The organism is Rhizobium sp. BK316 (assembly GCF_014193695.1).
GTDB lineage: Bacteria > Pseudomonadota > Alphaproteobacteria > Rhizobiales > Rhizobiaceae > Rhizobium.
Genome location: NZ_JACHZR010000001.1, coordinates 951,670 through 975,923, shown reverse-complemented (window position 1 = coordinate 975,923; position 24,254 = coordinate 951,670). Strand labels below are relative to the sequence as shown.

At 60.0% G+C, this 24,254-nt stretch carries 26 protein-coding genes; 10 read left to right on the top strand and 16 right to left on the bottom strand.

The genetic code is table 11. The annotated features are described in order from the left end of the window. Window positions 1-92: 92 nt before the first annotated feature. On the top strand, window positions 93-917 hold the full coding sequence (locus tag FHT87_RS04345; RefSeq protein ID WP_246699559.1) for an endonuclease/exonuclease/phosphatase family protein: 825 nt from the start codon (window positions 93-95) through the stop codon (window positions 915-917). Window positions 918-931: 14 nt separating this feature from the next. Here FHT87_RS04345 and tehA read toward each other — a convergent pair whose 3' ends face one another. Beyond that, complete coding sequence (gene tehA, locus FHT87_RS04340) at window positions 932-1,888, bottom strand: dicarboxylate transporter/tellurite-resistance protein TehA (protein ID WP_183799753.1); 957 nt, start codon at window positions 1,886-1,888, stop codon at window positions 932-934. Window positions 1,889-1,960: 72 nt separating this feature from the next. Beyond that, on the bottom strand, window positions 1,961-2,299 hold the full coding sequence (locus tag FHT87_RS04335; RefSeq protein ID WP_183727212.1) for a carboxymuconolactone decarboxylase family protein: 339 nt from the start codon (window positions 2,297-2,299) through the stop codon (window positions 1,961-1,963). Window positions 2,300-2,419: 120 nt separating this feature from the next. Between FHT87_RS04335 and FHT87_RS04330 the strand changes: the two genes are divergently transcribed. Next, on the top strand, window positions 2,420-3,352 hold the full coding sequence (locus FHT87_RS04330) for an AraC family transcriptional regulator (protein ID WP_183799750.1): 933 nt from the start codon (window positions 2,420-2,422) through the stop codon (window positions 3,350-3,352). A gap of 14 nt (window positions 3,353-3,366) precedes the next feature. Here FHT87_RS04330 and FHT87_RS04325 read toward each other — a convergent pair whose 3' ends face one another. Next, on the bottom strand, window positions 3,367-4,272 hold the full coding sequence (locus tag FHT87_RS04325; RefSeq protein WP_183725731.1) for a LysR family transcriptional regulator: 906 nt from the start codon (window positions 4,270-4,272) through the stop codon (window positions 3,367-3,369). 110 nt (window positions 4,273-4,382) lie between these two features. On the opposite strand from FHT87_RS04325, the gene FHT87_RS04320 reads away from it, so the two are divergent. Then, complete coding sequence (locus FHT87_RS04320) at window positions 4,383-5,213, top strand: SDR family oxidoreductase (RefSeq protein WP_183725729.1); 831 nt, start codon at window positions 4,383-4,385, stop codon at window positions 5,211-5,213. Window positions 5,214-5,220: 7 nt separating this feature from the next. Here FHT87_RS04320 and FHT87_RS04315 read toward each other — a convergent pair whose 3' ends face one another. Beyond that, window positions 5,221-6,216 carry an aldo/keto reductase gene (locus FHT87_RS04315; RefSeq protein ID WP_183727211.1) on the bottom strand — a complete coding sequence of 332 codons (996 nt, stop codon included), beginning with the start codon at window positions 6,214-6,216 and terminating at the stop codon, window positions 5,221-5,223. 274 nt (window positions 6,217-6,490) lie between these two features. Here FHT87_RS04315 and FHT87_RS04310 point away from each other — a divergent pair, with 274 nt between their 5' ends. Next, complete coding sequence (locus FHT87_RS04310) at window positions 6,491-7,381, top strand: LysR substrate-binding domain-containing protein (protein WP_183799747.1); 891 nt, start codon at window positions 6,491-6,493, stop codon at window positions 7,379-7,381. Window positions 7,382-7,384: 3 nt separating this feature from the next. Here FHT87_RS04310 and FHT87_RS04305 read toward each other — a convergent pair whose 3' ends face one another. From FHT87_RS04305 to FHT87_RS04265, 9 genes are all read right to left on the bottom strand, one after another. Continuing rightward, window positions 7,385-7,927: a transcriptional regulator gene (locus FHT87_RS04305; protein ID WP_183799744.1), complete on the bottom strand. Its 543-nt coding sequence runs from the start codon at window positions 7,925-7,927 to the stop codon at window positions 7,385-7,387. Between the two features lie 108 nt (window positions 7,928-8,035). Then, the gene (ugpC, locus tag FHT87_RS04300; protein ID WP_183799742.1) at window positions 8,036-9,115 is read right to left on the bottom strand and encodes a sn-glycerol-3-phosphate ABC transporter ATP-binding protein UgpC; all 1,080 of its coding nucleotides are present in this window, start codon (window positions 9,113-9,115) and stop codon (window positions 8,036-8,038) included. Window position 9,116: 1 nt separating this feature from the next. Next, window positions 9,117-11,045, bottom strand: coding sequence for a glycoside hydrolase family 127 protein (locus FHT87_RS04295; RefSeq protein WP_183799739.1), 1,929 nt, complete (start codon window positions 11,043-11,045; stop codon window positions 9,117-9,119). A gap of 27 nt (window positions 11,046-11,072) precedes the next feature. Further along, the gene (locus FHT87_RS04290) at window positions 11,073-11,936 is read right to left on the bottom strand and encodes a carbohydrate ABC transporter permease (RefSeq protein WP_183799736.1); all 864 of its coding nucleotides are present in this window, start codon (window positions 11,934-11,936) and stop codon (window positions 11,073-11,075) included. Further along, complete coding sequence (locus tag FHT87_RS04285; protein WP_183725717.1) at window positions 11,936-12,850, bottom strand: sugar ABC transporter permease; 915 nt, start codon at window positions 12,848-12,850, stop codon at window positions 11,936-11,938. Before FHT87_RS04285 ends, FHT87_RS04290 begins: the two co-directional genes overlap by 1 nt. A gap of 81 nt (window positions 12,851-12,931) precedes the next feature. Continuing rightward, the gene (locus FHT87_RS04280; protein ID WP_183799733.1) at window positions 12,932-14,170 is read right to left on the bottom strand and encodes a sugar ABC transporter substrate-binding protein; all 1,239 of its coding nucleotides are present in this window, start codon (window positions 14,168-14,170) and stop codon (window positions 12,932-12,934) included. A 41-nt stretch (window positions 14,171-14,211) separates the two neighbouring features. Continuing rightward, window positions 14,212-15,276: a LacI family DNA-binding transcriptional regulator gene (locus tag FHT87_RS04275; protein WP_246699558.1), complete on the bottom strand. Its 1,065-nt coding sequence runs from the start codon at window positions 15,274-15,276 to the stop codon at window positions 14,212-14,214. 146 nt (window positions 15,277-15,422) lie between these two features. Then, window positions 15,423-15,776, bottom strand: coding sequence for a hypothetical protein (locus tag FHT87_RS04270; protein WP_183799730.1), 354 nt, complete (start codon window positions 15,774-15,776; stop codon window positions 15,423-15,425). 38 nt (window positions 15,777-15,814) lie between these two features. Beyond that, window positions 15,815-16,060: a diguanylate cyclase gene (locus FHT87_RS04265; protein ID WP_348649357.1), complete on the bottom strand. Its 246-nt coding sequence runs from the start codon at window positions 16,058-16,060 to the stop codon at window positions 15,815-15,817. Between the two features lie 295 nt (window positions 16,061-16,355). On the opposite strand from FHT87_RS04265, the gene FHT87_RS04260 reads away from it, so the two are divergent. After that, entirely contained in the window at window positions 16,356-17,330 is a 975-nt protein-coding gene (locus tag FHT87_RS04260) for an alpha/beta hydrolase (RefSeq protein ID WP_183799727.1), read from the top strand. 53 nt (window positions 17,331-17,383) lie between these two features. On the opposite strand, the gene FHT87_RS04255 is transcribed toward FHT87_RS04260, so the two are convergent. Both FHT87_RS04255 and FHT87_RS04250 read right to left on the bottom strand, forming a co-directional pair. Beyond that, the gene (locus tag FHT87_RS04255) at window positions 17,384-18,280 is read right to left on the bottom strand and encodes a LysR family transcriptional regulator (protein ID WP_183799724.1); all 897 of its coding nucleotides are present in this window, start codon (window positions 18,278-18,280) and stop codon (window positions 17,384-17,386) included. Window positions 18,281-18,389: 109 nt separating this feature from the next. Further along, window positions 18,390-18,716, bottom strand: a complete 327-nt coding sequence (locus FHT87_RS04250; protein WP_348649348.1) for a hypothetical protein — start codon at window positions 18,714-18,716, stop codon at window positions 18,390-18,392. Window positions 18,717-19,078: 362 nt separating this feature from the next. Here FHT87_RS04250 and FHT87_RS04245 point away from each other — a divergent pair, with 362 nt between their 5' ends. Further along, the gene (locus tag FHT87_RS04245; protein ID WP_183799721.1) at window positions 19,079-20,182 is read left to right on the top strand and encodes an NADH:flavin oxidoreductase/NADH oxidase; all 1,104 of its coding nucleotides are present in this window, start codon (window positions 19,079-19,081) and stop codon (window positions 20,180-20,182) included. On the opposite strand, the gene FHT87_RS04240 is transcribed toward FHT87_RS04245, so the two are convergent. Then, the gene (locus FHT87_RS04240; RefSeq protein ID WP_183799717.1) at window positions 20,160-21,158 is read right to left on the bottom strand and encodes an aminoglycoside phosphotransferase family protein; all 999 of its coding nucleotides are present in this window, start codon (window positions 21,156-21,158) and stop codon (window positions 20,160-20,162) included. The two genes, FHT87_RS04245 and FHT87_RS04240, sit on opposite strands and share 23 nt — an antisense overlap. A 320-nt stretch (window positions 21,159-21,478) precedes the next feature. Between FHT87_RS04240 and msrA the strand changes: the two genes are divergently transcribed. The 4 genes from msrA to queE all read left to right on the top strand — a co-directional run bounded on the left by msrA (window position 21,479) and on the right by queE (window position 24,089). Further along, window positions 21,479-21,988, top strand: coding sequence for a peptide-methionine (S)-S-oxide reductase MsrA (gene msrA / locus FHT87_RS04235; RefSeq protein WP_183725699.1), 510 nt, complete (start codon window positions 21,479-21,481; stop codon window positions 21,986-21,988). Window positions 21,989-22,297: 309 nt separating this feature from the next. Next, entirely contained in the window at window positions 22,298-23,008 is a 711-nt protein-coding gene (queC, locus tag FHT87_RS04230; RefSeq protein WP_183799713.1) for a 7-cyano-7-deazaguanine synthase QueC, read from the top strand. Next, window positions 23,008-23,364 carry a 6-carboxytetrahydropterin synthase QueD gene (gene queD, locus FHT87_RS04225; protein ID WP_183725695.1) on the top strand — a complete coding sequence of 119 codons (357 nt, stop codon included), beginning with the start codon at window positions 23,008-23,010 and terminating at the stop codon, window positions 23,362-23,364. Before queC ends, queD begins: the two co-directional genes overlap by 1 nt. Next, complete coding sequence (gene queE, locus FHT87_RS04220) at window positions 23,361-24,089, top strand: 7-carboxy-7-deazaguanine synthase QueE (protein WP_246699557.1); 729 nt, start codon at window positions 23,361-23,363, stop codon at window positions 24,087-24,089. Before queD ends, queE begins: the two co-directional genes overlap by 4 nt. Window positions 24,090-24,254 lie beyond the last annotated feature (165 nt).

Below are 24,254 nucleotides of genomic sequence, written 5' to 3'. Positions count from 1 at the left end.
CGCGTTTTCGTGATTGCGGCATGGCAAGTTTTGCTGCGCTGCCTATAATCCTGAAAAGAGCTTTTCGAGCAATGGAGCCGGCGTTCCTTCCGATGCAAGTCAAGAAGAAAGACAGTCTGCCCGCCAGTATCATCGCTTCCATCAAGAATAGGAAGAAGCGCGTCGAGACCTGGCGTGCGGGGCCAAAACCGCGCAATGACGGCACTCTTATCGCCTCCTACAATGTCCATAAATGCGTCGGCACTGACCGACGCTTCGATCCGGAACGCACGAGCCGTGTCATCCATGAGATCGATGCCGACGTCATCGCGCTGCAGGAGGCCGATACGCGTTTCGGCGAGCGTACGGGCATTCTCGATCTCGCCCGGCTGGAGCGCGAAACCGGGCTCGTTCCGGTTCCGATCTCAGGGGCGGTGAAGGCGCATGGCTGGCACGGCAATGTCGTGCTCGTCCGCAAGGGTCTCGTGCATGATGTCCACCAGGTGAAGCTGCCGGGGCTGGAGCCGCGCGGCGCGCTGGTTGCGGAAATAGAGCTCGAAGCCGGTGGGAAGCTGCGTATCATCGCCGCGCATTTCGGCCTGCTGCGCCACTCGCGGGCGCAACAGGCAAAGACGCTGGTCGATCTCATCAGCGACCGGCATGAGATGCCGACCATCCTGCTTGGCGATCTCAACGAATGGCGGCTCGGCGACCGCTCGTCCCTCACCACCTTTCAGATGGCCTTCGGTCCGCTGCCGCCTGCCGTTCCGAGCTTTCCAGCCGGCTTGCCGGTCCTGGCGCTCGACCGCATCATTGCCAACCGGAAAGGTATCATCTCCGCCGTGGAGGTGCATGACACTCCACTCGCCCGCATGGCGTCCGACCACCTGCCGATCAAGGCAGTGGTCGATCTGCAGCAGGAAGTGGTAGGGGCTTAGCGCCGTGCAGGTTCTCAGGTCCGGACGGGAGCGGGAAGAAGCTTGCCTCTCAGCAGCAGCCAGAGCGTTCCGACTGCAATGATCGCAAGCGCGATGTTGACGAGCACGAAGATAACAGGCGCCAGCTCGCTGATCGCGCCGGCGTCGCCGCGTGCCGTCATGCGCAGTGCTGCTGTCGAAAGCGCAGTCAGGCCGAAGGTAAAGGCCCAATAGGAACCGGCGAAGGGTTGTTGCATGATCCAGGGCAGCTGGCGGCTGATGATCAGGACCTGGAGGATGGCATAACCGAACATGGCATGCACGAGCATGTCGGGCGTGCCGGTCGTCACACTCAGATAGGCGGCGCTGCCGACGGCGGGTGGGGCGAGCTGGATGCCCAGAGTCGGCCGCAGCGGTACGGCTAGCTCGGGTGCCATCAGCAGTTGGTGCAACAATACGGATTCGATCGCCAGCCAGGAAAAGAAACCGGCACCGAAGGCGAGCTGGCCCCAGTCGGCATAACCGAGCGTGCCTGCCGCGATGGCGGTGACGAAAGAGCCGGCAACAGTCGGCAGATAAAGGACTGGCGTGTTGGTGACCGGATCCCGCCCGCCACGCCAGAGCAGGCCGGTTCGCCAGAGCAGGAAAAACAGGGTGATCGCGAATCCTGCCAGAGCCAGAACTTCAGTTGCGATGCGCGAATAAGGAAGGATCGCAAGTCCCGCCAGCATGGTCGCGACGCCGATCAGTCCGACGAAGCAGCACTGGATGGGATGCTCAAGTTCCGCCGTCACCTCCTTCGGCGCGATAAACCATTTCGCGGTGTAGAGGAGGATGAGGACGAGCCAGAGGGCAAAGCCAAGAAGGCTGATGGCTTCGCCCACGCTGGCCGGAACCGGCAAGATGGCAGCGGCGGCGCGCCAGCTGTTGCCGAGCCCGACAACGCCAAGAACAATGCCAAAGAATGCAGCGGGTATGCGGGGGAACGACATGTTCGGTTCTCCGAATTGATCCGGCAGGATCGTTTACCCTGCCGGTGCGGCAAGCGGTTCACGTTGGACGTTCTACTTTGCAACGGCATCGGCAGCGTCCATCACGCGGGCCGAATAGACAAGAGCAGCACCGGCATTGACGGAGATCGCGACACCGAGGGCCTCAGCAATTTCCTCCTTGGTAGCGCCGACTTTCTGGGCTTCGGTCGTATGTACGGCAATACAGCCATCGCAACGGACGGTGACGGCCACGGCAAGGGCGATCAGCTCGCGCTGCTTGGCATCGAGATGGTTGGTCTTCCGTCCGGCGGTCGAAAGGGTTTGATAGCCTTTGATCGTCTCTGGCACGATCTTGGCGATTTCGCCGATCCGGCCCAGGAGTTCGCCGCGATATTCCTTCCAGTCCAACATGAAGATCATTCCTTCTCTTATCAGCGACGGCGTGATTGCCTCGACTGTTGGACGTGACTATGACCTTCAGACGTGATAATTTGAATGCTCAAAAAAGTCATTTTCTAGCGCGATCGTCTCATGGATGTTTTAAGCCGCCTTATCGAGCTTGCCCGCCTGCAGCCAACGCTCGACATTCGCTGCCAGTTGCAGGGCGCGTTTCATATCGACCACGAACCTGTTGCTGCAGGTACGTTGCCGTTTCATCTGATCCTCGGCGGCGATTGTCTCATTCGCCTCGGCTCCGGTCGTGAAATCATCTTGCGCTCCGGCGATTTCCTGCTGTTGCCGCGCGGAGATGCGCATGCGATCGTTGGCTTGCGGCCAAGCGGCGAAGCGCAGCCTCTGCGCATCGCCGTGGGTGACATGCTGCCTTTGCGCGAAAACGGCGAAGGCGAGGCCGATGTCGACCTGCTCTGTGGTCATTTCGATTGCGCGCCGGGATCGGCCGCCTTGCTGCTCGATAGCCTGCCTGACGTCTTTCACGTATCGCTCGCCGAGGAGTCGGAGGAGCTGCTGAAGACGCTCGTCGCCATGCTCTACAGGGAAACGGTTGAAGAAAAGCCGGGAGCATTGGCGATCATCACCGCCACCTGTCTCTCGCTTTTTATCATGGCGGTGAGGGCAGGCAAGGTCTCGCCCGTCGCATCTTCGGGGCTGCTGCAATTGCTTGGCGATGCGAGGCTCGGCAAATCCGTCGTGGCGATGATGTCCTCGCCGGCCTTTGCCTGGACGATCGGTGATCTTGCCCGTCATTCGGCCATGTCGCGGGCTACCTATGCCCGGCAATTTCGCGAGCGCGCCGGAATGACGGTCGGCGCGTTCCTGACCGATATCAGGATGATGCTGGCGAGCGACCAGTTGCTCAGGACGCGCCGAACGGTTGCAGATATCGCTGCAGAGGTCGGTTATGAATCCGAAGCCGCCTTCGGCAAGGCTTTCAAGGCAAGACGTGGCCTAACGCCGGCGCGCTTCCGCGCTGCGGAAAAGGTGAGACAGAATGGGCAGGGGTGATGCGCGGGGGGAGGCTAAGCGCCTCGCCGCTCGACTTCCGTCAGCACGGATATGAAGGCTCTGAGGCTTTGCGGCACATGCCTGTGACCGGGATAATAGAGGCAGAGTCCGGGGATTGGCGGGCACCAGTCGTCAAGAACAGAGATAACCTCGCCGCTGGCAAGATAGGGTCGCGCGACCCTTTCCGGCACATAGGCGATGCCAAGCCCTTTGACCGCCGCTTCCGCCATCAGTTCTACATGATCGAGGGTCAGGGCGCCCGATACCTCGATAGTCACTTCCTGGCCGTGTTTCTCAAATTCCCAGCGGTAGAGTTTGCCGCTCGGCATACGCAGGCGGATGCAGCGGTGATGCTTCAGGTCCTCGGGCGTCTTTGGCCGCTTGTGGTCTTTCAAGTAAGCTGACGAGGCAACCGCGAGGAAACGTGCCTCGCCACCGAGTTCGACCGCTATCATATCAAGCGGCACGGATTCCCGCAGGCGGATGCCGGCATCGAAGCCTTCGCTGACAATATCGACCAGCCGGTTTTCGGTAACGATATCGAGCGATATCTCCGGATAGCGCTCGAGAAAGAGAGGAACGGCGGCATTCAACAGCACGCGGGCGGCAATTTCGCTGGCGTTGATGCGTAGCGTACCGCTCGGCTGGCCGCCGAATTCGCCGACGGCATCGAGCGCCAGATCGAGATCGCGCAAGACCGGCTTTAGCCTGTCGAGAAGCATTTCGCCGGCTTCGGTAGTCGCGACGCTGCGTGTCGTGCGATGCAGCAGGCGCACGCCCATGCGCGCCTCCATATTGCGCATCATGTGGCTGAGCGTCGACGGCGACAGGCCGAGTTCGCCGGCCGCCTTGCGGAAGCTGCGGTGGGCGACGATTGCCGCGAAGGAATTGAGGTCATCAAGCGTCGGTCGATAACTCATGGGTATTTTTCAACAGCTCATGCAGATTTGAACGGATTATCACATCAATAAACCTCTCTATCTTTGCTGTCATCAAGCTGCGATCCACCGGCATCAGAAAGGCACAGACGATGACAAAGACATGGCTCATCACAGGCACATCCTCCGGGTTCGGCCGGATCATGACCGAGAAGCTGCTGGCGCGGGGCGATCGCGTCGCCGCAACCTTGCGCAAGCGCCAAGCCCTGGCTGATCTTGAAGCGCAGTATGGCGGCCGGCTCTGGGTCGCGACCCTCGACGTCACCGATGACCGGGCCGTTCATGCGGTCGTCGACGCCGCTTTCGAAGAGATGGGGCGGGTCGATGTCGTCGTCAGCAATGCTGGTTATGGCCTGTTCGGCGCGTCCGAAGAGGTGAGCGATGCGCAGATCCGCCATCAGATCGATACCAATCTGATCGGCTCCATCCAGGTGATCCGGGCGGCCTTGCCGCATCTGCGCCGGCAGGGCGGTGGTCGCATCCTGCAGGTTGCTTCGGAAGGCGGCCAGATCGCCTATCCGAATTTCAGCCTCTATCACGCCACCAAATGGGGGATTGAAGGTTTCATCGAGGCCGTGGCGCAGGAAGTCGCCCCTTTCGGCATCGACATCACCATTGCCGAGCCGGGGCCGGCGGGTACGGATTTCGGAGCCGGTCTCGTCAGACCGCCGCAGACGGATGTCTACGAAGACACCCCAGCCGGCCAGGTGCGCAAGGCAATCGCCGATGGCTCGTTCAAGATCCTGGGCGACCCCATGAAGATGGCCGACGCGATGATCGCGGCGGCTGAGGCGCAGCCGGCGCCCAAAAGGCTTGCGCTTGGCAGCACGACCTATCAGTCGATCCGCAAGGCCCTGAACGAGCGGCTTGCCGAGCTGGAAGCGCAAAAGGAGATCACGCTGTCGACCGATATCGACGCGTGAGCCACCCTCAGCGATCGATCGTCGACATGATCGTGTCGTTGTAGCGCTTGCCCGAGACTTTGCCGGGGGCAAGCGCTTCATCGAGCGCCTTCATCTGCTCGGCATTGAGCGCGATGGCGGTGGCGGCGATATTGTCTTCCAGGTAGGTGCGGCGCTTGGTACCGGGGATCGGCACAAAGTCGCTGCCCTTGTGCAGGATCCAGGCGAGCGCGATCTGGCCGGGCTTGACGCCGAGCGAGGATGCGAGTGAGCGAACGGCATCGGCCGCGCGGACATTGGCGTCGTAGTTCTCGCCCTGATAGCGCGGATCGCCACGGCGGAAATCGCCTTCCGGATAGTCTTCGGCGCGCTTGACCTCCCCGGTCAGAAAGCCGCGGCCGAGTGGGCTGAAGGGCACGAGGCCGATGCCGAGCTCCTTCAAAGCAGGGATGACGTCGGCCTCCAGATTGCGCTCCCAGAGTGAATATTCGCTCTGCACGGCCGACACCGGGAAGACGGCATGCGCGCGGCGGATGTTGGCGACACCGGCTTCGGAGAGGCCGAAGTAACGAACCTTGCCCTCCTTGACGAGCTCGGCGACCGTGCCGGCGACGTCCTCCATCGGCACAGCCGGATCGACACGATGCTGGTAGATGAGGTCGATGTGGTCGGTCGCAAGACGCTTGAGCGAGCCTTCTATGGCGCTGCGAATGGTTTCCCGTCGGCTGTCGCGTTCGGTGCCCACCTGTTTGCCGTCCTTCAGGCGGAAGCCGAACTTGGTGGCGAGCGTCACCTCGTCACGCCGGCCCTTGAGAGCTTGGCCGAGCAGTTCCTCATTCTTGTAGGGACCGTAAACCTCGGCTGTGTCGAGGAAAGTGCAGCCGAGCTCGATGGCGCGGTGAAGGGTTGCGATGGATTCCGTCTCATCGGCCGGCCCGTAGGATTGGCTCATGCCCATGCATCCGAGGCCGATGGCCGATACTTCAAGTCCCTGACTGCCGAGTTTGCGCTTCCGCATCGTGATGCTCCTGCTTCTCAAGTGAGGAGAGGTCTATATAGACCCCGGTGCAGGATTATGAATGCGCGAGAATCCCGATAAGCTGCGCGAGCGTTCAGCAGTCCCGGTGGCGCCGGTTGTCTTTGTCATCAGATGTGAAAGTGACGAGGTGAAGGGCATCGATCAGGATGGAGACGATCTTCTTCCACATGGCTTCTCTCCTTTCCCAAGTGTTCTCTTCGTCTTGCGTGTGGTCTTCAAACGAGCTTATTGTCGGCTTCTGATAACTTGAGGTTATGGGATGAAGCGCGGTCGGCTGCCTCTGACGGCATTGCGAAGCTTCGAGGTTGCGGGACGGCTCGAGAGCTTCACGCTTGCGGCTGAGGAGCTGTTCATCTCGCAGGCGGCTGTCAGTCGGCAGATCCGTGAGCTTGAACAGCTATTGGGTGAGCTGCTGTTCGAGCGGCGCCATCGAAGTGTCGTTCTGACGGGCAGTGGCCGGAAGCTGCTTGCCATTCTGACGCCCTCCTTCGATCGGATCGACGAATGCCTGGAGGATATCCGCGGGGCTTCAGTATCTTCGGATCTGAAGATCAGCGTCGAACCTTCCTTCGCCGCTTGCTGGCTGGTGCCGCGCCTGCCGGAATTCCGCAGACTTCATCCTGACGTGGAGGTATCGATCGATGCCGATCCCCGGACGATCGAATTCCGCACCGGCCAGGCGCAGATTGCCATCAGGCACAGCGCCACCGTCACCGCATGGCCACGGACGGAAAGCCGGCACCTGATCGATGTCCGCGCGGTGCCGGTGATCGCCTCCGATCTCCTGGAGCGTGGCCCACCGATCTCCTCTCCGCATGACATCTTTGCCTATGGGCTTTTGCATGAGGAAGCCCGCGACGGCTGGAGCCGGTGGTTTGAGGCGGCCGGCGTCGCCATGCCCCAGACGGCGAGGGGGCCTGTCTATGCTGATAACGGTCTCGTGCTGCAGGCGGCGCTGCGCGGCCAGGGCGTTGCGCTCCTGGATGAAGCCTTTGCAGAAGAGGAAATCCGGGCCGGCCGCTTGCGCCAACTCTTCGACCTCACGGTTCCGAACGGCGCCTACTGGCTGGTTACCCGCAGCTTCGACCGCCTTACACCCCCGGCTGCGGATTTTGCACGCTGGGTGACCGAGAGCCTTCACAAGCGCTGACCTCTACCCTCCTGTCGTCATCCGCTTCTTGGTCGCCTCGCGGACAAGCTTCCATCGGGTAAGCTCAAGCATGGCGTCCGCCAATGCGCGATGCGCCGGGTTTGCCGCCTTGCTTTCCTCGACAATGCCGTCGATGAGCTTCGATAGCTCTGTCTCCGTGATGGCCGCTCCTGTTAATTCACGCGCCGCGGCCATAAAGGCATCACGCGACTTGCCGAGCCGGAGGGCATGCCGAGGAAATCCGCCGGCGCGCAGGAGAACGCTCAGCCATTTTCCATCCCAAGAAGGGGCGCTCGCATAGAGATCGTGCCCCGTCAAAACCTCAATCATTTCATGAGCGATCTGCTCTACCGGTACGCCCTTCGATGCCAGTAACTCCCGCGAAATCCCATGGATTGCTTCCGCATCGGCCGCCCAGTCATCCCAGTCGGCGGCTGGCCGGATCAGGGCCGAGCGCGAGCGGCCGTCTTCGAACACCCAGGCAACTTCGATCGGAACGCTTTTCTTGCTGAGGGACGAGGCCTCGAAATCCAGGAAAACGATCAATGCAACGCGACAGGCGGGTGCTGTCCTCCAGCGAGAGTTTTGTGCCGATCGGCCGATGCCGCAGGCGCCCGACCGAAGAACAGGAACGCAGCCTACAGCCGGCAGAGTTTATTTGTCGAGCCGCATGCCGTCGGCGTTGAAGATGTGCAAACAAGCGGGATCGCAGGTGAAGGCGAGCTGGCTGCCGGTCGCGATGTCAGACAATCCCCTATACTCCACGGTCAACGGCTGGCCGTCGCCAAGCTGGCAATAGAGGAACTGAGTGCCGCCGAGATATTCATCAAAATCGACCGTGGCCCGCAGTGTCTCATCCTGTGAGCTTGAGGCGATCCTCAGATGCTCCGGGCGCATGCCAAGGGTAATTTTCTGCCCTTGGCTCAAACCAGCCCCGCCGATCGGCGAACGGATTCGGTTGCCGGATACCATGATATTGCCGTCGCCAGTCCAACTTGCGTCGAGAAGGTTCATGCGCGGCGAACCGATGAAGCCCGCGACGAAGACATTGTTCGGCCGCTCATAGATCTCGCGCGGCGTTCCCGCCTGTTCGATATACCCATCGCGCAGCACGACGATCTTGTCGGCGAGCGTCATTGCCTCGGTCTGGTCGTGCGTGACGTAGATCATCGTATTGCCGAGCTCACGGTGGAGCCTGGCAATTTCGATGCGCATCGAGACGCGCAACTCCGCGTCAAGGTTCGACAGCGGTTCGTCGAAGAGGAAAACATCCGGCTTGCGGACGATCGCGCGACCGATCGCCACGCGCTGCCGCTGGCCGCCCGAGAGCTGTCCCGGCCGGCGGTCGAGCAGATGGTCGATCTTCAGGATCGCCGAGGCTGCCTTGACGCGGGCCTCGATCTCCGAGGTCTGCGTCCTAGCCATTTTCAGGCCGAAGGCGAGATTGTCGCGCACACTCATATGCGGATAGAGCGCATAGGACTGGAAGACCATGGCGATGCCGCGATCGGAAGGGTCGAGATCGGTGACATTGCGTCCCTTGATCTCGATCTCGCCGTCGGTGACATCCTCCAGCCCGGCAATCATGCGGAGCAGGGTCGATTTTCCGCATCCCGAGGGTCCGACGAAGACGACGAAGGATCCCTCAGCGATGGTCAGGTCGACGCCATGGATGACTTCCAGATTGCCGAAACTCTTGCGAATTTCGGTCAGCACAACGCTCGTATCCGCCATTTTATTCACCGCGCGCCTCGCCGGCTCTGACCCAGACGAGCATCTCGCCTGGTTCGCGGTTGTCCCAGAAAGGATAGGGCACGAAACGCGCGCTCGCCTGTTTTGTGGCAGGCGGCGAGGTGCGGTAGAGCGCCGAGCCCCAGTCGGCCGTATCACGGCTGACGGGAAGTTCGAGGGCGACCGCGCCGCGAAGACCCGATATCTCGGAGGTCTTGGCTTGCGAAACATCAGCTGACAGAGAAATGCCGTTCAGTCCGGCGCCGTTGTCGGTTTCCTCGACGCAATAGACCATCGGACCACGCATCAGCGCCGTGCGGCCGGCATCCTGGCGAACCAGCGGATTGGCGAAGAGCTTGCGGGCCGTCAGCGGGATCGAGAGATCGACCTTGTCGCCGCTCTTCCAGTCGCGGTCGATGCGGGCATAACCATCCATCAGCACGGATGCGAGATCGAGCTTTTCGCCGTTGACGGAGAGCGTCGCACCATCAGCCCATTCCGGGATACGCAGCGACAGCGCGAAATGAGCGGGGCGGTCGAGCGCCAGGTCGAAATGGATCGCGCCATCCCAAGGGTAACGCGTCCGTTGCGAAAGCTCGACCTTGGCGCCGGCGAGATCGAAGCACGCCTTGCTTTCCCCATAGAGGTGGACGGCAATTTCGTCCTCGGCGATCGCATACATGTAGGATCCGACGGAAGCGAGCAGGCGAGCGATGTTCGGCGGGCAGCAGGGGCAATGGTGCCAGATCCAGCGATGATGCTTGCCGGAGCTTTCCAGTGGGTTCTCGTAGAAGAAGCGGGTGCCGTCGAGGGAGAGGCCGGCCATGGCGCCATTATAGAGCGCCTGCTCCATGATATCGGCATAACGACGGTTCGGGCCGCGGCCAAGCATGCGGTTTGCCCAGAAGACGAGGCCGACCGAGGCGCAGGTTTCTGCATAGGCGCTTTCGTTCGGCAGGTCGTAATAGTCGGTGAAGCCTTCGTTTGCGGCTGCCGGACCGATACCGCCGGTGATGTACATCTGCTTGGTCGTCAGGTCGTCCCAAAGGGCTTCGAGCGCTGCCGTCAGCGTGTCGTCATTATATTCGGTGGCGATATCGGCCATGCCGGCATAGAGGTACATGGCGCGCACCGCGTGGCCGACGACCTTCTTCTGTTCGCGTACCGGCGCGTGCGCCTGGCCATATTCATAGGTCTTCTGGTGGAAGTCGGCAGCGCTGCGGCCATCGCGGACCGCTTCGTCGGTGAAGAAATGCGGTTCGGTGCCGCGCTCGTCGATGAAGAACTTCGAAAGGTCGAGATATTTCTTCTCGCCCGTGACCCGCGCCAGCTTGACCAGCGCCAGCTCGACTTCTTCGTGGCCGCAATAGCCGGGTATCTGGCCGGGGCCGTGGCCGAAGACGGTGATCAGGTAATCGGAGTAGCGGCACATGATGTCGAGCAGCTTCTTCTTGCCGGTCGCCTGGTAATAGGCAACGGCGCCTTCGATCAGATGTCCGGCGCAATAGAGCTCGTGATGGTCGCGCAGGTTCGTCCAGCGCCGGCCGGGCTGGACGCGCTGGAACCAGGCGTTCAGATAGCCGTCCTTGTCCTGCAGCTTCTCATACATGTCGATAATCTCGTCGACGCGGGCTTCGAGCTGCGGATTGGGCCGGCGGTAGAGCGAATAGGCCACGGTCTCGATAGACTTGCCGAGATCGCTGTCCCAGAACATCTGTGTCGTGCCGCCCCAGGGACCGATCGGAATGACCACGCCGGGGCTCGGCTGGTTCACGTCAATGGCCTGCAGCATACCGGCCGCAACGCAGCGGTCGAGCAGCGTTTCGGCGGTGGAATCGCAGATCGCATCCTGGCGATCGCCAAACAGGCCGTGCAGCTCGACGCTCGGTACGGGCAGGGGACGGAACTGGCGGTCTCTTTTCAGCTTGTTCATAGGCTCATCCATTTCGTTGAAAGATCATCATTTCACCGCGCCGGCCATCAGCCCGCGCATGTAGTAGCGTTGCAGGAGCAGGAAGACGATCAGGCAGGGGATCGTCATGACGACGACACCGGCCTGAACCGCGCCCCAGTTGATGGCGCCGAGGCGGCCGGCGCGCACCGCCGTCATCAGGACGGGAAGCGTGTATTTCTCGTTGCTGGAGAGCAGCACGAGGGCGGCGAGGAATTCGTTCCAGGCATTGAGGAAGGCAAAGATCGCAACCGTTGCGATACCCGGCAGCACCAGCGGCAGAAGCACGCGGATCAGCAGTCTCAGATCCCGCGCACCATCGATGCGCGCCGCTTCCTCGATCTCCTTCGGCACGGCGTCAAAGGCATTGCGCATCATGAAGACGGAGAAGGGAAGTTGCAGCGTCACGTAGACGAGGGTGAGGCCCAGCAGCGAATTGTTGAGGCCGAGCTTTGCCAGAATGATGAAGAGCGGCGTCAGGATCGACTGGAACGGGATCATGAGCGTCGCGATGATCAGTACGAAGAGGGCGTTCTTCAGCGGGAAGCGATAACGCGAGAAGCCGTAGCCGGCGAGCAGGCTCACAGTGACCGTCAGCAACACCGTCGCCAGCGAAACGAAGAGCGAGTTGATCATGTGCCGCCAGATGCCGGCGCCGAACGTGTCGAGCAGCGCATAGGCATCGAAGCTGACACCTGTCGTCGGCCATGGCGGCAGCGGCGGCAGGCTTGCCTCCGTGCCGTGCCGGAAGGAGGCAAGCAGCGTGATGATGAAGGGCGCCAGGAAGAAGACCGAAACGGCGATCCCGGCGACATGATAGGCCGATTGCGATCTGAAGCGTTTGCGGGCGCGGCGTTCACGGGAGGAAATCATCAGCGTTCCTCTCCGACACGCAGCAGCCAGAGCTGGACGACGGAGATCGCAACGAGGATCGCCAGAAGGACGATCGAAAGGGCGGATCCGTAGCCCAGATTGAAGGACACGAAGGACTGATTGAAGATGTAGTAGACGACGGAGATCATCTTGTTCTGCGGTCCGCCCGAGGTCATGATGTAGAACTGGTCGAAGGCGAGGATCGAGCCGGTGACCGAGACGATCAGCGCCAGCGCAATCGTCTTTCGCATCAGCGGCAGGGTGAGATGTCGAAAGCGCTGCCAGCGCCCGGCGCCATCGATGCGGGCTGCCTCCGTCAACTCGGACGGAATGGCCTGAAGCCCGGTCAACAGGATGATCATCGTAAAGCCGGCGATCTTCCAGACGACCATGACGATGATGGTTGCAAAAGCGGTATCGAAGCTCGCCATGATATTGGGGCTTCGCTCGACGAGGCCGAGTGCGCGAAGGGCCGGGCCGACAAAACCGCTGTCGACATTGGCAAGCCAGACCCAAAGCAGCGACGCTGTCGCCAGGCCGACCACGACGGGCAGGAAGATGATCGTTCGGTAGGTGCTGACGAAGCGTCGCTCCTTCTCGACGAAGATCGCCAGCGGGAAGGCGACTGCGAAGATCGCGATGGTCACGATGACCGTATAGTAGGCGGTGAAGTTCAAGGCCGCCATGAAGCGGCTATCGTTCCACATGCGGATATAGTTGGCAAAGCCGATCCAGCGCGCCGCACCCATCAGCGGCCAGTTGTGCAGGCTCATCCAGCCGGTGAACAGCACAGGCATGACGAAGAAGACAATGACGAGCGCCATGGCGGGCGCGATATAAAGAAAGCCGCGCCATTGCGACCTTCGCCGCCGTTTTCGGACAGCGCGCGTGCGCTGCGGACCGGAACCGGTCATCGAAACCTCCGCATCTTACGAATGATCAGTCTGTGGATCGGCCGGGGAACTGCCACCGTCCCCCGGCCACGGCCGGGAGAGTTATTGGCCGCTGTCGATGATGGACTGCATCTCGGATTGGGCATTCGAGAACGCGCCATCGACGTCATCGCCGAAGATCGCGGCGTTGGTGAAGGTTGCCCAAGGTCCGTTCGCGCTATTGATCAGATCGTTGAACTGCAGCGTATAGGGTGTCTTGGCAACGGAGATTGCCTTCAGGCCCACCTGCATGCGCGGATCGAGCCCGGCAAGCACCTGGTCGGCAATATCGCCACGCGTCGGCAGGCTTCCATATTTCGCCATGACCTTCTGGCCATCCATCGAATAGATATATTCGAGGAATTCCTTGACGGCATCGAGCTTCTTCGTGCCCTTGGTGATGACGAAATTGTCGCCGCCGGCAAAGGACGATGCCTTGCCATCAACGCTTGGGATCAGCGTCACGCCGAAGTTGATATCAGGATATTGCGTGACGAGCGTACCGATGGCGAAGGCACCAAGGCTCTGCTGGCCGATCTTGCCATTGGTGAAGGTCAGGAAGTTCGTGCCGTTGTCGCTCGCGGCACTCGCCGGAACGAGGTCCTTCTTGACCATGTCACGATAGTAGCCGACGGCCTTGCGCATCTGCGGCGTATCGAGCGTTGCGGTCTTGCCATCCTCCGAGAGGATATCGACACCCGCACCCCAGACGAGCGGCGTGAAGGTGAAGATCATGCAGCCGCCGCAGCCGCCACCGGAGAAGTAGAAGCCGTAGGTGTCATCACCGAGCTTGCGGATCTTCTCGGCATTGGCTTCGATTTCCTCCCAGGTCGTGGGCGCCTTTTCGGGGTCGAGGCCGGCCTTCTTGTAGAGGTCCTTGTTCCAGGCGAAGACAGAGGTTTCGACTGAAAGCGGCAGGCCGTAGATCTTGTCCTGATAGGTGCCGAGCTTGACATGCGACGGCGACAGCGAATTGAAATAGGGCAGGCTCTTGGCCCAGTCGGTCAGGTCTTCGAGCTGACCGGCCGCCGCGAAGGCCGGGGTGTAGATCAGGTCCATCGACAGGGCATCGGGCGCTTGGCCGCCGGCGATTGCGGTTGCGTATTTCTGCACTAGTTCGCCGAAGGGCACTTCTGTGGTAACGACCTGGTTTTCATGGCTCGCATTATAGGCCTCGACAACCTTCTTGAAGGAATCGCCGATACCGGTGCGGACCCACATTTCGATCTTTTCGGCAGCCGAAGCTGTCGAAACCAGGCAGAGTGTGGCAAGGCTGGTTGCCACCATTAGACGCTTCATCATTGGCTCTCCTCCCAAATTGGCGCGTCTCCTTCGCGCCGTTGCTATATTCCGAGGGTGTCACCCCCGCATGATTGCCGCACGACGAGACGGCACGGCAGTTTCCTGATGCCTGGCTCTACCGGACGTCCCTCCGCAAGCGCCAGAACCGTCAATCCGGCCTGCCGCCCCAGTTCCTTCAATTCCATATCCACCGTCGTCAGCGGCGGACGCGTCTGGGCGGCGACAATCTCCCAATTGTCGAAACCGACCACCGAAACATCCTGCGGCACCCGGATGCCGCGTTCGCGCAGCGCATCGATGACACCACGCGCAATCTGATCGTTGCCGCAGAAGATGCCGTCGGGCTTTTCGCCGTTGCCGCTCCACATTCTCGCGACCGCTTCGTGGCCCCAGCTTTCCGACCAGGCTCCAAACAGAACCGGCCGCTCCTCTCCCGCAACCTTGCGATAGGCATCGGCCCGCTCGCGCACCGAAAAGAAATTCTCCGGTCCGGTGACATGGGCGATCCGCTTGCGCCCGAGCTTTACCAACCATTCGATGGCAAGCCGCGCGCCCTGTGCATCATCGGAGCGGAACGTCACGGTTCCCGGCGCTCCCTCCGTAAAGGCGTAGACCACGGGCACGTTCAAATTCGACAGATCGACCGGCAACCGTCTGTCCAGACGCTTTCCTGTCGCAATTATGCCGTCGACCTGTTTGTCGAGCATCGCCTCCACATGAATCTGCCCGAGTGCCGGATCCTCCTCGATCGCGCATAGAAAGACCGAAACACCATGATCAACGAGAGCATCCGATATGCCCGCCATGACCGGCAGGGTAAAACGACCATAGGTATCGTTGGTGAGAAGCCCGATCGTGAAACTGCGCTTGCTGAGCAAGCCTCTTGCCAAAGCGTTCGGTCTGTATCCGATCTCCGCCGCGATGCGCTTGACCCGCTCGCGCGTTTCCGGACCCATCCGGCCCGTATCGTTCAGCGCCTTCGACGCCGTCGAGATGCTGATTCCAGCCGCCGCCGCGACATCATGAATGGTGATCCGGCCTTTTCTTCCTCCTGTTGTGTCCAGTCGCTCCTCCATCGAACTCGCAATGAGAAAACCTTTTCTCATGGAAATTGTCAAGTGAGAAAAGGTTTTCTCATCTATCCCTAATCGATCCGGGGCTGGTTGAAGAGGAGAGAATTGATGTCAACGATGAGCCGGCTTCTGATCGAAGCTGAGCACCACAAGGCTTGTCAGCGTGCGAGCTCAATCACTTACAGATATCCGACGTGCTTGCCGAACGGAACATCCTCATCCAGGGTGCCGGTACCGATGCGCTCGCTCTCGCCGGACAGGCGTTCTTCGGTCGGATCGGAACTCTCCGCATGGGGATGGGTGGAATGATGGTCGAGATGCCGCTCCGCTGCCGGATCGTCATCGCTATCGATACGATCTTCATTGCTCACAGCGGTGTGGTGATCGTCTTTTTTCCCACTGCCAGCGCTGATCTTTGCTTGCCGCTCGGCGACCCAGGCATTGTCAGGTTCGGAGCCTATGGAGGTGCTTTGGTTTACATGCGTGGCCGAGGGGGCTGCTGTGGGCGAGGTGGGCGCAATCTTTTCGACCATTGAAACTCCCTGGCCTATGGCCTGACTGGCAGGCCTGGCTATGATGTCTGTCGCCCAAGCGGGTGCGCATGGGGATCGATGCTGATCTGGTCGCGACCTCTCATCTTGGCCGCGTAGAGCGCCAGATCGGCCCTTCGATAGATATTATTGGCATGGTCTCCGCTCATGACACAGGCGATGCCTGCAGAAAAACTGTAGCGGAAGCTGAGGTGATCGGCCAGCGGGCGAGACTGCCTGACGGCAACCAGCATGCGATTGACGATCTCCGCCGCCTCTTCGGGAATCGTGTTCGGAATAACCAGAACAAACTCTTCGCCGCCGGCGCTGCCGAGAACAGATTATCCAAACCTTGAACTACCTGCCCGGTGTGAAGAAACGGTTAGCCGCTTCGCATCGGCGCAGATCGTCTCATCGCCGCCGCCGGCGCCGCTGTCCCGGTTCACAACGAGACATTTCACTATTCCGATAAGGGGAATAATAACTTCCACATTCTGCCGATTAACGGGTTCGAGTGAATGGCTATTGTTGGGGCGAGGCCAGCAAGGGTTGTTGGCGGATTTGTTAAAACGGAGAACCAAGATGAACCGACTGATCCTTTCCCTGATGCTGGCAACCGTCAGCTTCGCTCCCCTTTCTGAAGCCGCAGCTGCTCCTGCCAAGCAGGTTGCGATGACCCGGCAGGCGCCGGTGACCGTTCATTATCGTTCAGCCAAGATCGATGGCGTCAACATGTTCTATCGCGAAGCCGGTCCGGCTGATGGTCCTGTCGTCCTGCTTCTGCACGGCTTCCCGACATCCTCGCACATGTTCCGCAACCTCATTCCGCTGCTTGCCGATCGTTATCATGTCATCGCACCTGACTATCCGGGTTTCGGTCAGAGCGATGCACCCGATCACACCAAGTTCGCCTACACTTTCGGCCATTATGCTGACATGGTCGATACGCTCATGACTGAGCTCGGCGCCAAGACCTACGCCATGTATCTCATGGATTACGGCGCGCCCGTTGGCTATCGTCTGGCTCTCAAGCATCCGGAACGGGTAAGCGGGCTGATCGTCCAGAACGGCAATGCCTATGAAGAAGGCCTGCGCGAGTTCTGGGATCCGATCAAGGCCTACTGGGCCGACGATTCAAAGGAGAAACGCGAGGCCCTGTCCAATCTCGTCGTCCTCGAAACCACCAAGTTCCAGTACACCGACGGCGTCAAGGACCTCACCCGCATCAGCCCCGACAATTGGGTGCATGATCAGGCCTTGCTTGACCGTCCCGGCAACAAGGATATCCAGCTCGATCTCTTCCATGATTACGGCACGAATGTTCCGCTCTACCCGCAATTCCAGGCCTTCTTCCGCGAACGCAAGCCGCCGACCCTGATCGTCTGGGGCAAGAACGACAAGATCTTTCCGGAGGAAGGCGCGCATCCTTACCTGCGTGATCTGCCGGCCGCTGAAATGCATATCCTCGACACCGGCCATTTTGCCCTTGAAGACAAGCTGGATGAGATGGCGCCGCTTATTCACGACTTCCTCGACCGCAAGATTGCAAAGCAATAATCGCCTTCATGAGAGCCCGCGCATTCAGCGATGAATACGCGGGCCTTTCGCTGCTAATTGAAATGCCTGTTGGACCTCAGCTTTTCGACTGCGAAATCGATGAAACTCCGCACCTTTGCCGAAGCGTACCGGCCTTCCGGATGGACGACATGGATCGGCAACGCCTCCTCCTCATAACTAGCCAGGATCGTGCGCAATTCACCTGCCTCAAGCTGCGGCGCAATCTGGTAGGACAGAACGCGCGTCAGGCCCCAGCCGCGGGCTGCCGCCGAAATTGCCGCCTCGTTGGTGTTGCAGAAGAGCCGAGGATTGACGTGGATAGCAGACTTCTTCTGTACCCCGAAGCGCCATTCGAGCGAGGTCCAAGCACTGGTCGATGCGATAATGCGATGCTTCGACAGATCGCCGGGGTCCATCGGGACGCCATGCTTCTCAAAATAGACAGGCGACCCACAGATCACACGCCTCACTTGGCCGACGCGCGTTGCGGTGAGGCCGGAATCAGGCAGATGGCCAATACGGATCGCAACGTCGATGCCTTCATCGATCATGCTGACGATGCGGTCGACAAACAGGCCGCGACCGACGACATCGGGGTAGAGATCGAGATATTCGGTCATCAGCGGCAGGACGAACATTGTCCCGAACATGGCAGAAGTGGTGACGGTGAGCGTGCCCGTCGGTTTGCCGTAGGCGCCGGCAGCAGCAGCCTCCGCCTCCGAGAGATCGGCGAGAAGCCTCCGGCAATCCGCAAAATACTGGGCACCTGCTGCCGTCAGTCTGACGGATCGGGTCGTGCGCGTCAGAAGGCGCGTCCCGATGGCGTCTTCCAGGGCAGACACGATGCGTGTGACGGCCGGAGGGCTCATGTGGAGTTGCCGTCCTGCATCTGCAAAGCTCTCAGCCTCCGCGACCTTCACGAAGACCCTCATTGCCTGCCATCGATCCATGCGATCCACATTGTCTTGAAAAGATTAAGTCCCGGACAGAGATTTAAGCGCTTTTCTCCCGATCGCAATCTATCGATCCCATAGAGGCAAGCTGCTGGGCGAAAGCATCTTATTTCGGTGGCGGTGGTTCCAGCTCCTTGACAAAGGCGAGCAGTTCCGTAGCGATCTCTGGAATACCGAAAACCGTGAGCTGTCGTCTTGCGACGGTGCTCACCTCCTCATCGCCTGCTTCGATCGCCAGCGCGAGTTTCACGGTGATATCGGCAAGCAAGTCGAAACTGCCTCCGCGTTTTGCGGCGTCGATCTCCGCGCCGCTCAGCGCCAGATGTTTCGCCTCGATCTCCAGAGATCGGAGAGCGTTGAGATCATTTCTCGCGTTTGCGATAGCAAGTTCGATTTGTATGCGCATGATCGGGGTGATGAGATCTTTGCTCACCGTATTCTCTCCATAGGCCTCAAACAGCGCTCGTCTCGTCGGTCGCCGTTTCGAGCCTGTCGGTAAAGATGTCGTGCGACGCTTTGGCCGATGAAACGATCGGAGGCCCATTCGGTTCGCGGACGGAATATCGTCGATGGATCAATCAATACATCCGGCCGCACCGGGCCTGAACAGAGGTTGTGCTGAAGGCTTTCTTCCGCGTGGCGAAACAATCGGAAGAAGCTGGCATACGGAGCCGCTTCACAAGGCGGACCCACACCAAAGAACAGTTCCTGACATGTCGAGGCTCTGCTAACCGTCGTAAAGCTCCGACAGAATGCTATAAACCGAGACCATTGAATTCCGCTTCGAGGAACGCCATGCCCCAGCCCGTCCTGTTCTCGCCCTTCACCGTGCGCAATCTCGAACTCGTCAACCGTATCGTGATCGCGCCCATGTGCCAGTATTCGGCTGTGGACGGCTGCATGACGGATTGGCACCTGATTCATCTCGGACAGCTGGCGCTTTCCGGGGCCGCGCTTCTGACTATCGAGGCAACTGCCGTCGTTCCCGAGGGACGCATCACCTTTGCCGATGTCGGCCTCTATGACGATGCTTCCGAGGCGGCTATGGCCCGCACGCTCGAAAGCATCAGAAAATGGTCGGACATGCCGATCGCCGTGCAATTGGCGCATGCCGGACGCAAGGCCTCGACTGAGGTTCCCTGGAGAGGCGGCGGTCAGTTTCCGCCGACCGATCCGAACGGATGGCAGACCGAAGCGCCCTCCGCTGTCGCTTTCAATCCGAATTACGTGCCGCCGACCGCGCTGGATCGCGATGGCATGAAGCGCGTCCGCGATGCTTTTGCTGCTGCCGCACGGCGGGCGGCAAGGATCGGCATCGACGCCGTTCAGATCCATGGTGCCCACGGCTATCTGCTGCATCAGTTCCTGTCGCCCTTGTCGAACCAGCGAACCGACGAATATGGCGGTTCGCTGGAAAATCGCGCCCGGTTTCCGCTGGAGGTTCTGGACGCCGTGAGAGATGCCTTTCCGTCTGATCGGCCGGTGACGATGCGCGTTTCAGCCACCGACTGGGTCGAAGGCGGTTTGGAGATTTCCGAGAGTGTCGAATTTGCCGGGATGCTCGAAGCACACGGATGCGACGCCATCCACGTATCGAGCGGCGGCCTGCACCCTTCGCAGTCGATCCCGATCAGCCCGAGCTATCAGGTGCCGCTTGCTCGGGCGATTAAAAGTGCGGTCAAAATGCCGGTTATCGCCGTTGGCTTGATCACTGAGCCAACGCAGGCCGAGGCAATCGTAGCAACCGGCGATGCAGACCTGATCGCGCTCGCCCGGGCCATCCTCTATGATCCGCGCTGGCCGTGGCACGCGGCTGCCGAGCTCGGCGGGCAAGTGAAAGCGGCCAACCAGTATCTCCGGTGCCAGCCGTCGCAGTTCAAGACCCTGTTTGCAAAGTGACGCCTAGGTCTGATACTCGCGCCATCGCGTGGAGGTCTCGGAGAAGCCCGCCGGGGCCATCCTCTGCTGCGGGATCCAGGCCGAACTTCGTCAGCCAGCACCACATGCTGAGCCGATGGAAAAGCGTGTAGAGCCAAAGCGTTCGTTCGATATCGATGTGATCGACAGGGCCATAACCTTCAAGGATGGGCTTATAGCTGCGCGGATCTTCATGTGCCGAGCAGAAGAGGGCTTTGGCAAGATCGAAGAGCCTGTCTGCTGCCCGCGCATTGCCGAAATCGACAAGCCCGCTGAGCTGAAGCCTGCCGGCATCGCCGCGCAAGGCCAGTACATTGCCCTGATGGAAGTCGTCGTGGCAGAGCACGGCATTGCTGCTTTGCTGCAGAAGGCCGAAGTTTCCTTCTGCCAGCTGCCGCAGACGGCGCCCAAGATCGGCATCGCCGCCTAGGTCGCGAAAGCGCCGGAACACGTCTTCGAACGCCGATGTCATATAGTCCGCATTCGTCGATATCGGTCTGTCGATCCCGTGGCCGAATACGTAGCCATAGGCTGGCATCGCCATCGCATGAATGCCTCTCAGCAACTCCCCCATCTGCCGATAGGCTTGCTCTATATCCGGCTCGGCCATCCAGTCACGCAGCGCGCGGCCGGGCAGCAGCGGCAGCAAGGCGTAGCGCAACGGCAGGAGGCTTCGCGACTCGTCGATCTCCAGCCAGTTTGGCGCAAGCCGCGTCAGCTCCGTGAACCAACCCGCCACAAGCTTCTCTTTCGCCGGTCCCCATTCAGGTTTGTCAGGATAGATCTTGAGGACCAGCGGTTCGATGTCAGCGCCGGCAAGGTCGATCCTGTAGACTTCCGTGCTGCCGCCATGCAGACGGGCAAAGCCGCCGGCGACAAGGCCAGGATCGAGGTTCTGGACGATCTGCTGAACGGTTTCTCCATCAAGCTCTATGGTCGTCCGTCTTTCTGGTGCCATGTCCAAAGCTCCCTTGCGCGACGCTCGCAGCCGATTTTGAGAGGCGGTGCCGGAAATTGCGAACCAGAGAATGCCGCCCGGATGACAGACGACGCAAAATTCGGCTCAGAGTGCTTTGACCCGTCTCACCGGTCAATCTCGTTCCGCAGAAATTATACCCTCGGCTGAGGGAGCAGCCTGGAAGCCGGAATGTGGTTCAGGGAAGGTCCCGATGCCGCGGCAGTGGACTGGCGATCATTGAGCCGAGTACCCATATAGGCGTCAGCGAAGCAGACCTTGACGATCCCCGTCAATTTCGCGCCTTTGGAAAGGACATCTCTATGACGACAGAACGTGCGGTACTTGCTGGCGGCTGCTTCTGGGGAATGCAGGACCTTATTCGACGGCTTCCCGGCGTTGTTTCAACGCGTGTCGGTTACACGGGCGGTGAAGTCCCCAATGCAACCTACCGCAACCATGGCAACCATGCCGAAGCGATAGAGATCATCTTCGATCCGCAAAAGACGAGCTATCGCGACATCCTGGAGTTCTTCTTCCAGATCCATGATCCGTCGACCCGCAATCGCCAGGGCAATGACATCGGGGCAAGCTATCGGTCGGCAATCTTCTATGCGGACGAGAACCAACATCGCATCGCCGAGGACACGATCGCCGATGTGAACGCTTCGGGCCTGTGGCCGGGCAAGGTCGTCACGGAAGTCGTCCCCGTCGGCGATTTCTGGGAAGCCGAACCGGAGCATCAGGATTATCTCGAACGCATTCCGAATGGTTACACATGCCATTTTGCTCGCCCCGGCTGGAAGTTGCCGAAACGGCAGAACGTCGCCTGAGTTCGCTTTATTACCAGCTAAGTTGACCTCCGCAGCGGTGGCCCCTCGGCCGCCGCTTTTCTTTTGGAACTGTTCGATCCGATTGCAGACTATAGACTTCACTTTGCAGCCATCAGCAGGACTGCCGGGCAGGTCATCATAATGTGGTTGCAAGATGAAATGACCGTTCGAGCGCCGCGCACCCAAGACGCTGATCGCCGCTCGCCATCTTGCCGGCAAAGTTACTGGACATCCCGGCTTCGGAAGTTTAGTAGGTGCCCCGCTAACCGGTCGCAGCCCACCCGGTTCAACAAAACAAGGGATCCTACAATGAAAGTACTTGTCGTCTGCTCAGGCGGTCTCGACTCCATTTCGCTTGCATACAAGATTGCGGCGAACCACGAACTTATCGGCCTCATCTCCTTCAACTACGGTCAACGGCATGTCAAAGAGCTGGAATTCGCGGCTCTCTGCGCGCGAAAGCTCGACGTGCCACACGACATCATAGACATATCGAACGTGGGCAAGCACCTGACCGGCTCCGCCCTCACGGACGATGTCAAGGTTCCTGATGGGCACTACGCCGAGGAGACGATGAAGGCGACGGTCGTGCCGAACCGCAACGCCATCATGCTGTCGATCGCATTCGGGCTTGCTGCTGCTCGTCACGCAGACGCCGTGGCGATTGCCGTCCATGGCGGAGACCACTTCATCTACCCGGACTGTCGGCCGGGGTTCATTTCAGCATTCGAGACGATGCAGCAGCATGCTCTTGAGGGATATGCCGATGTCAGATTACTTGCTCCATATGTAAACGCGACGAAGGCCGACATTGTCGCTGATGGCGCAAGACACCTAACGCCTTTTGAAGAGACATGGTCTTGCTACAAAGGCGGTCGTTTCCATTGCGGAAGATGCGGGACATGCGTCGAGCGCCGCGAGGCCTTCCATCTCGCAGGCGTCGAGGATCCGACCGTTTATGACGACCCGGATTTCTGGATCGCTGCGACGGGTGCGTTCAAGGCAGAAGAGGCGAAGTGATGTACCGGATCACCAAGGAGTTCCATTTTTCCGCCTCGCATCAGCTGTCCCACCTTCCTGATGACCATCAGTGCGCACGTCTGCACGGCCACAATTATATCGTGGAAGTCGAGCTTGCCGCGTTGGAGTTGAATGAGGACGGCTTCGTCCGTGATTATCACGAGCTTTCGCCGCTCAAGCGATACATCGATGAGACCTTTGATCACCGGCATCTCAACGACGCGTTGGGCCATGACCGGGTGACATCCGAATGGCTCGCCAAGCATTTTTATGACTGGTGCAAGCAGCGCCTGCCGGAAACCTCCGCCGTGAGGGTAAGCGAGACCCCGAAGACATGGGCGGAATATCGCCCATGACAGGCAAGGAACAAAAGATCCGCATCAGCGAAATCTTCGGACCGACGATCCAGGGGGAAGGGCCGCTCATGGGACTTCCGACCGTCTTCGTCAGAACGGGCGGCTGCGACTATCGCTGCGAATGGTGCGATACGCTTCACGCCGTCGACAGCGCCTTCCGCGACGAGTGGACGCCAATGTCGGTCGATGAGGTCTGGTCGAACGTGGAATCGCTCTCTCAAGGCGTTCCTCTCATGATTTCCCTGTCCGGTGGAAACCCGGCGATCCAGCCGCTTGGGCCGCTGATCGCCCGAGGAAAGCACGATGGCTATCAATTCGCCTTGGAAACACAGGGGTCGATAGCCCAGGACTGGTTTGCAGAGCTTGATCATTTGATCCTCAGTCCCAAACCACCGTCCAGCGGTATGGAATTCAAGCCGGGCGAACTGAGAAACTGCATAACTGCGGCTCGCAACGGCCCCAGGATCGCAATGAAGATCGTCATATTCGATGAAGACGACTATGCCTTTGCAAGGTCTGTCGCAAAGGATTTCAAAGAGCTTCCGATCTTCCTGCAACCCGGCAATCACACGCCGCCAGTAGATGAAGAAGCCATGATCGATCTCGAAGGAATACTGAACCGCATGCGGTGGCTGGTCGACAGGGTTACCTTGGACCGGTGGTTCGACGCTCGCGTTCTTCCCCAGCTTCACGTCTTGCTCTGGGGAAACATGCGGGGTGTGTGATCACCTTTGGGGAAGGTTGCGGCCCCGTGCAGAAGCGGTAGCGAAACTGCTATTTATTGGTGTGATTTGAATCGGCTATGGGCGCGCAGCTTGCGCGACCGCAAATGCTCCAATTCAGAGTTGGGCTAACGGTATTATCATGCCATAGGGGATGGGGGGACAATG

What these genes read in the sequence shown, in the direction of transcription:
- FHT87_RS04345 (WP_246699559.1), top strand. Translation starts at nt 93, where the DNA reads ATGCAAGTCAAGAAGAAAGACAGTCTGCCCGCCAGTATCATCGCTTCC.
- tehA (WP_183799753.1), bottom strand. Translation starts at nt 1,888, where the DNA reads ATGTCGTTCCCCCGCATACCCGCTGCATTCTTTGGCATTGTTCTTGGC.
- FHT87_RS04335 (WP_183727212.1), bottom strand. Translation starts at nt 2,299, where the DNA reads ATGTTGGACTGGAAGGAATATCGCGGCGAACTCCTGGGCCGGATCGGC.
- FHT87_RS04330 (WP_183799750.1), top strand. Translation starts at nt 2,420, where the DNA reads ATGGATGTTTTAAGCCGCCTTATCGAGCTTGCCCGCCTGCAGCCAACG.
- FHT87_RS04325 (WP_183725731.1), bottom strand. Translation starts at nt 4,272, where the DNA reads ATGAGTTATCGACCGACGCTTGATGACCTCAATTCCTTCGCGGCAATC.
- FHT87_RS04320 (WP_183725729.1), top strand. Translation starts at nt 4,383, where the DNA reads ATGACAAAGACATGGCTCATCACAGGCACATCCTCCGGGTTCGGCCGG.
- FHT87_RS04310 (WP_183799747.1), top strand. Translation starts at nt 6,491, where the DNA reads ATGAAGCGCGGTCGGCTGCCTCTGACGGCATTGCGAAGCTTCGAGGTT.
- ugpC (WP_183799742.1), bottom strand. Translation starts at nt 9,115, where the DNA reads ATGGCGGATACGAGCGTTGTGCTGACCGAAATTCGCAAGAGTTTCGGC.
- FHT87_RS04295 (WP_183799739.1), bottom strand. Translation starts at nt 11,045, where the DNA reads ATGAACAAGCTGAAAAGAGACCGCCAGTTCCGTCCCCTGCCCGTACCG.
- FHT87_RS04290 (WP_183799736.1), bottom strand. Translation starts at nt 11,936, where the DNA reads ATGATTTCCTCCCGTGAACGCCGCGCCCGCAAACGCTTCAGATCGCAA.
- FHT87_RS04285 (WP_183725717.1), bottom strand. Translation starts at nt 12,850, where the DNA reads ATGACCGGTTCCGGTCCGCAGCGCACGCGCGCTGTCCGAAAACGGCGG.
- FHT87_RS04280 (WP_183799733.1), bottom strand. Translation starts at nt 14,170, where the DNA reads ATGATGAAGCGTCTAATGGTGGCAACCAGCCTTGCCACACTCTGCCTG.
- FHT87_RS04275 (WP_246699558.1), bottom strand. Translation starts at nt 15,276, where the DNA reads ATGAGAAAAGGTTTTCTCATTGCGAGTTCGATGGAGGAGCGACTGGAC.
- FHT87_RS04270 (WP_183799730.1), bottom strand. Translation starts at nt 15,776, where the DNA reads ATGGTCGAAAAGATTGCGCCCACCTCGCCCACAGCAGCCCCCTCGGCC.
- FHT87_RS04260 (WP_183799727.1), top strand. Translation starts at nt 16,356, where the DNA reads ATGAACCGACTGATCCTTTCCCTGATGCTGGCAACCGTCAGCTTCGCT.
- FHT87_RS04255 (WP_183799724.1), bottom strand. Translation starts at nt 18,280, where the DNA reads ATGGATCGATGGCAGGCAATGAGGGTCTTCGTGAAGGTCGCGGAGGCT.
- FHT87_RS04245 (WP_183799721.1), top strand. Translation starts at nt 19,079, where the DNA reads ATGCCCCAGCCCGTCCTGTTCTCGCCCTTCACCGTGCGCAATCTCGAA.
- FHT87_RS04240 (WP_183799717.1), bottom strand. Translation starts at nt 21,158, where the DNA reads ATGGCACCAGAAAGACGGACGACCATAGAGCTTGATGGAGAAACCGTT.
- msrA (WP_183725699.1), top strand. Translation starts at nt 21,479, where the DNA reads ATGACGACAGAACGTGCGGTACTTGCTGGCGGCTGCTTCTGGGGAATG.
- queC (WP_183799713.1), top strand. Translation starts at nt 22,298, where the DNA reads ATGAAAGTACTTGTCGTCTGCTCAGGCGGTCTCGACTCCATTTCGCTT.
- queD (WP_183725695.1), top strand. Translation starts at nt 23,008, where the DNA reads ATGTACCGGATCACCAAGGAGTTCCATTTTTCCGCCTCGCATCAGCTG.
- queE (WP_246699557.1), top strand. Translation starts at nt 23,361, where the DNA reads ATGACAGGCAAGGAACAAAAGATCCGCATCAGCGAAATCTTCGGACCG.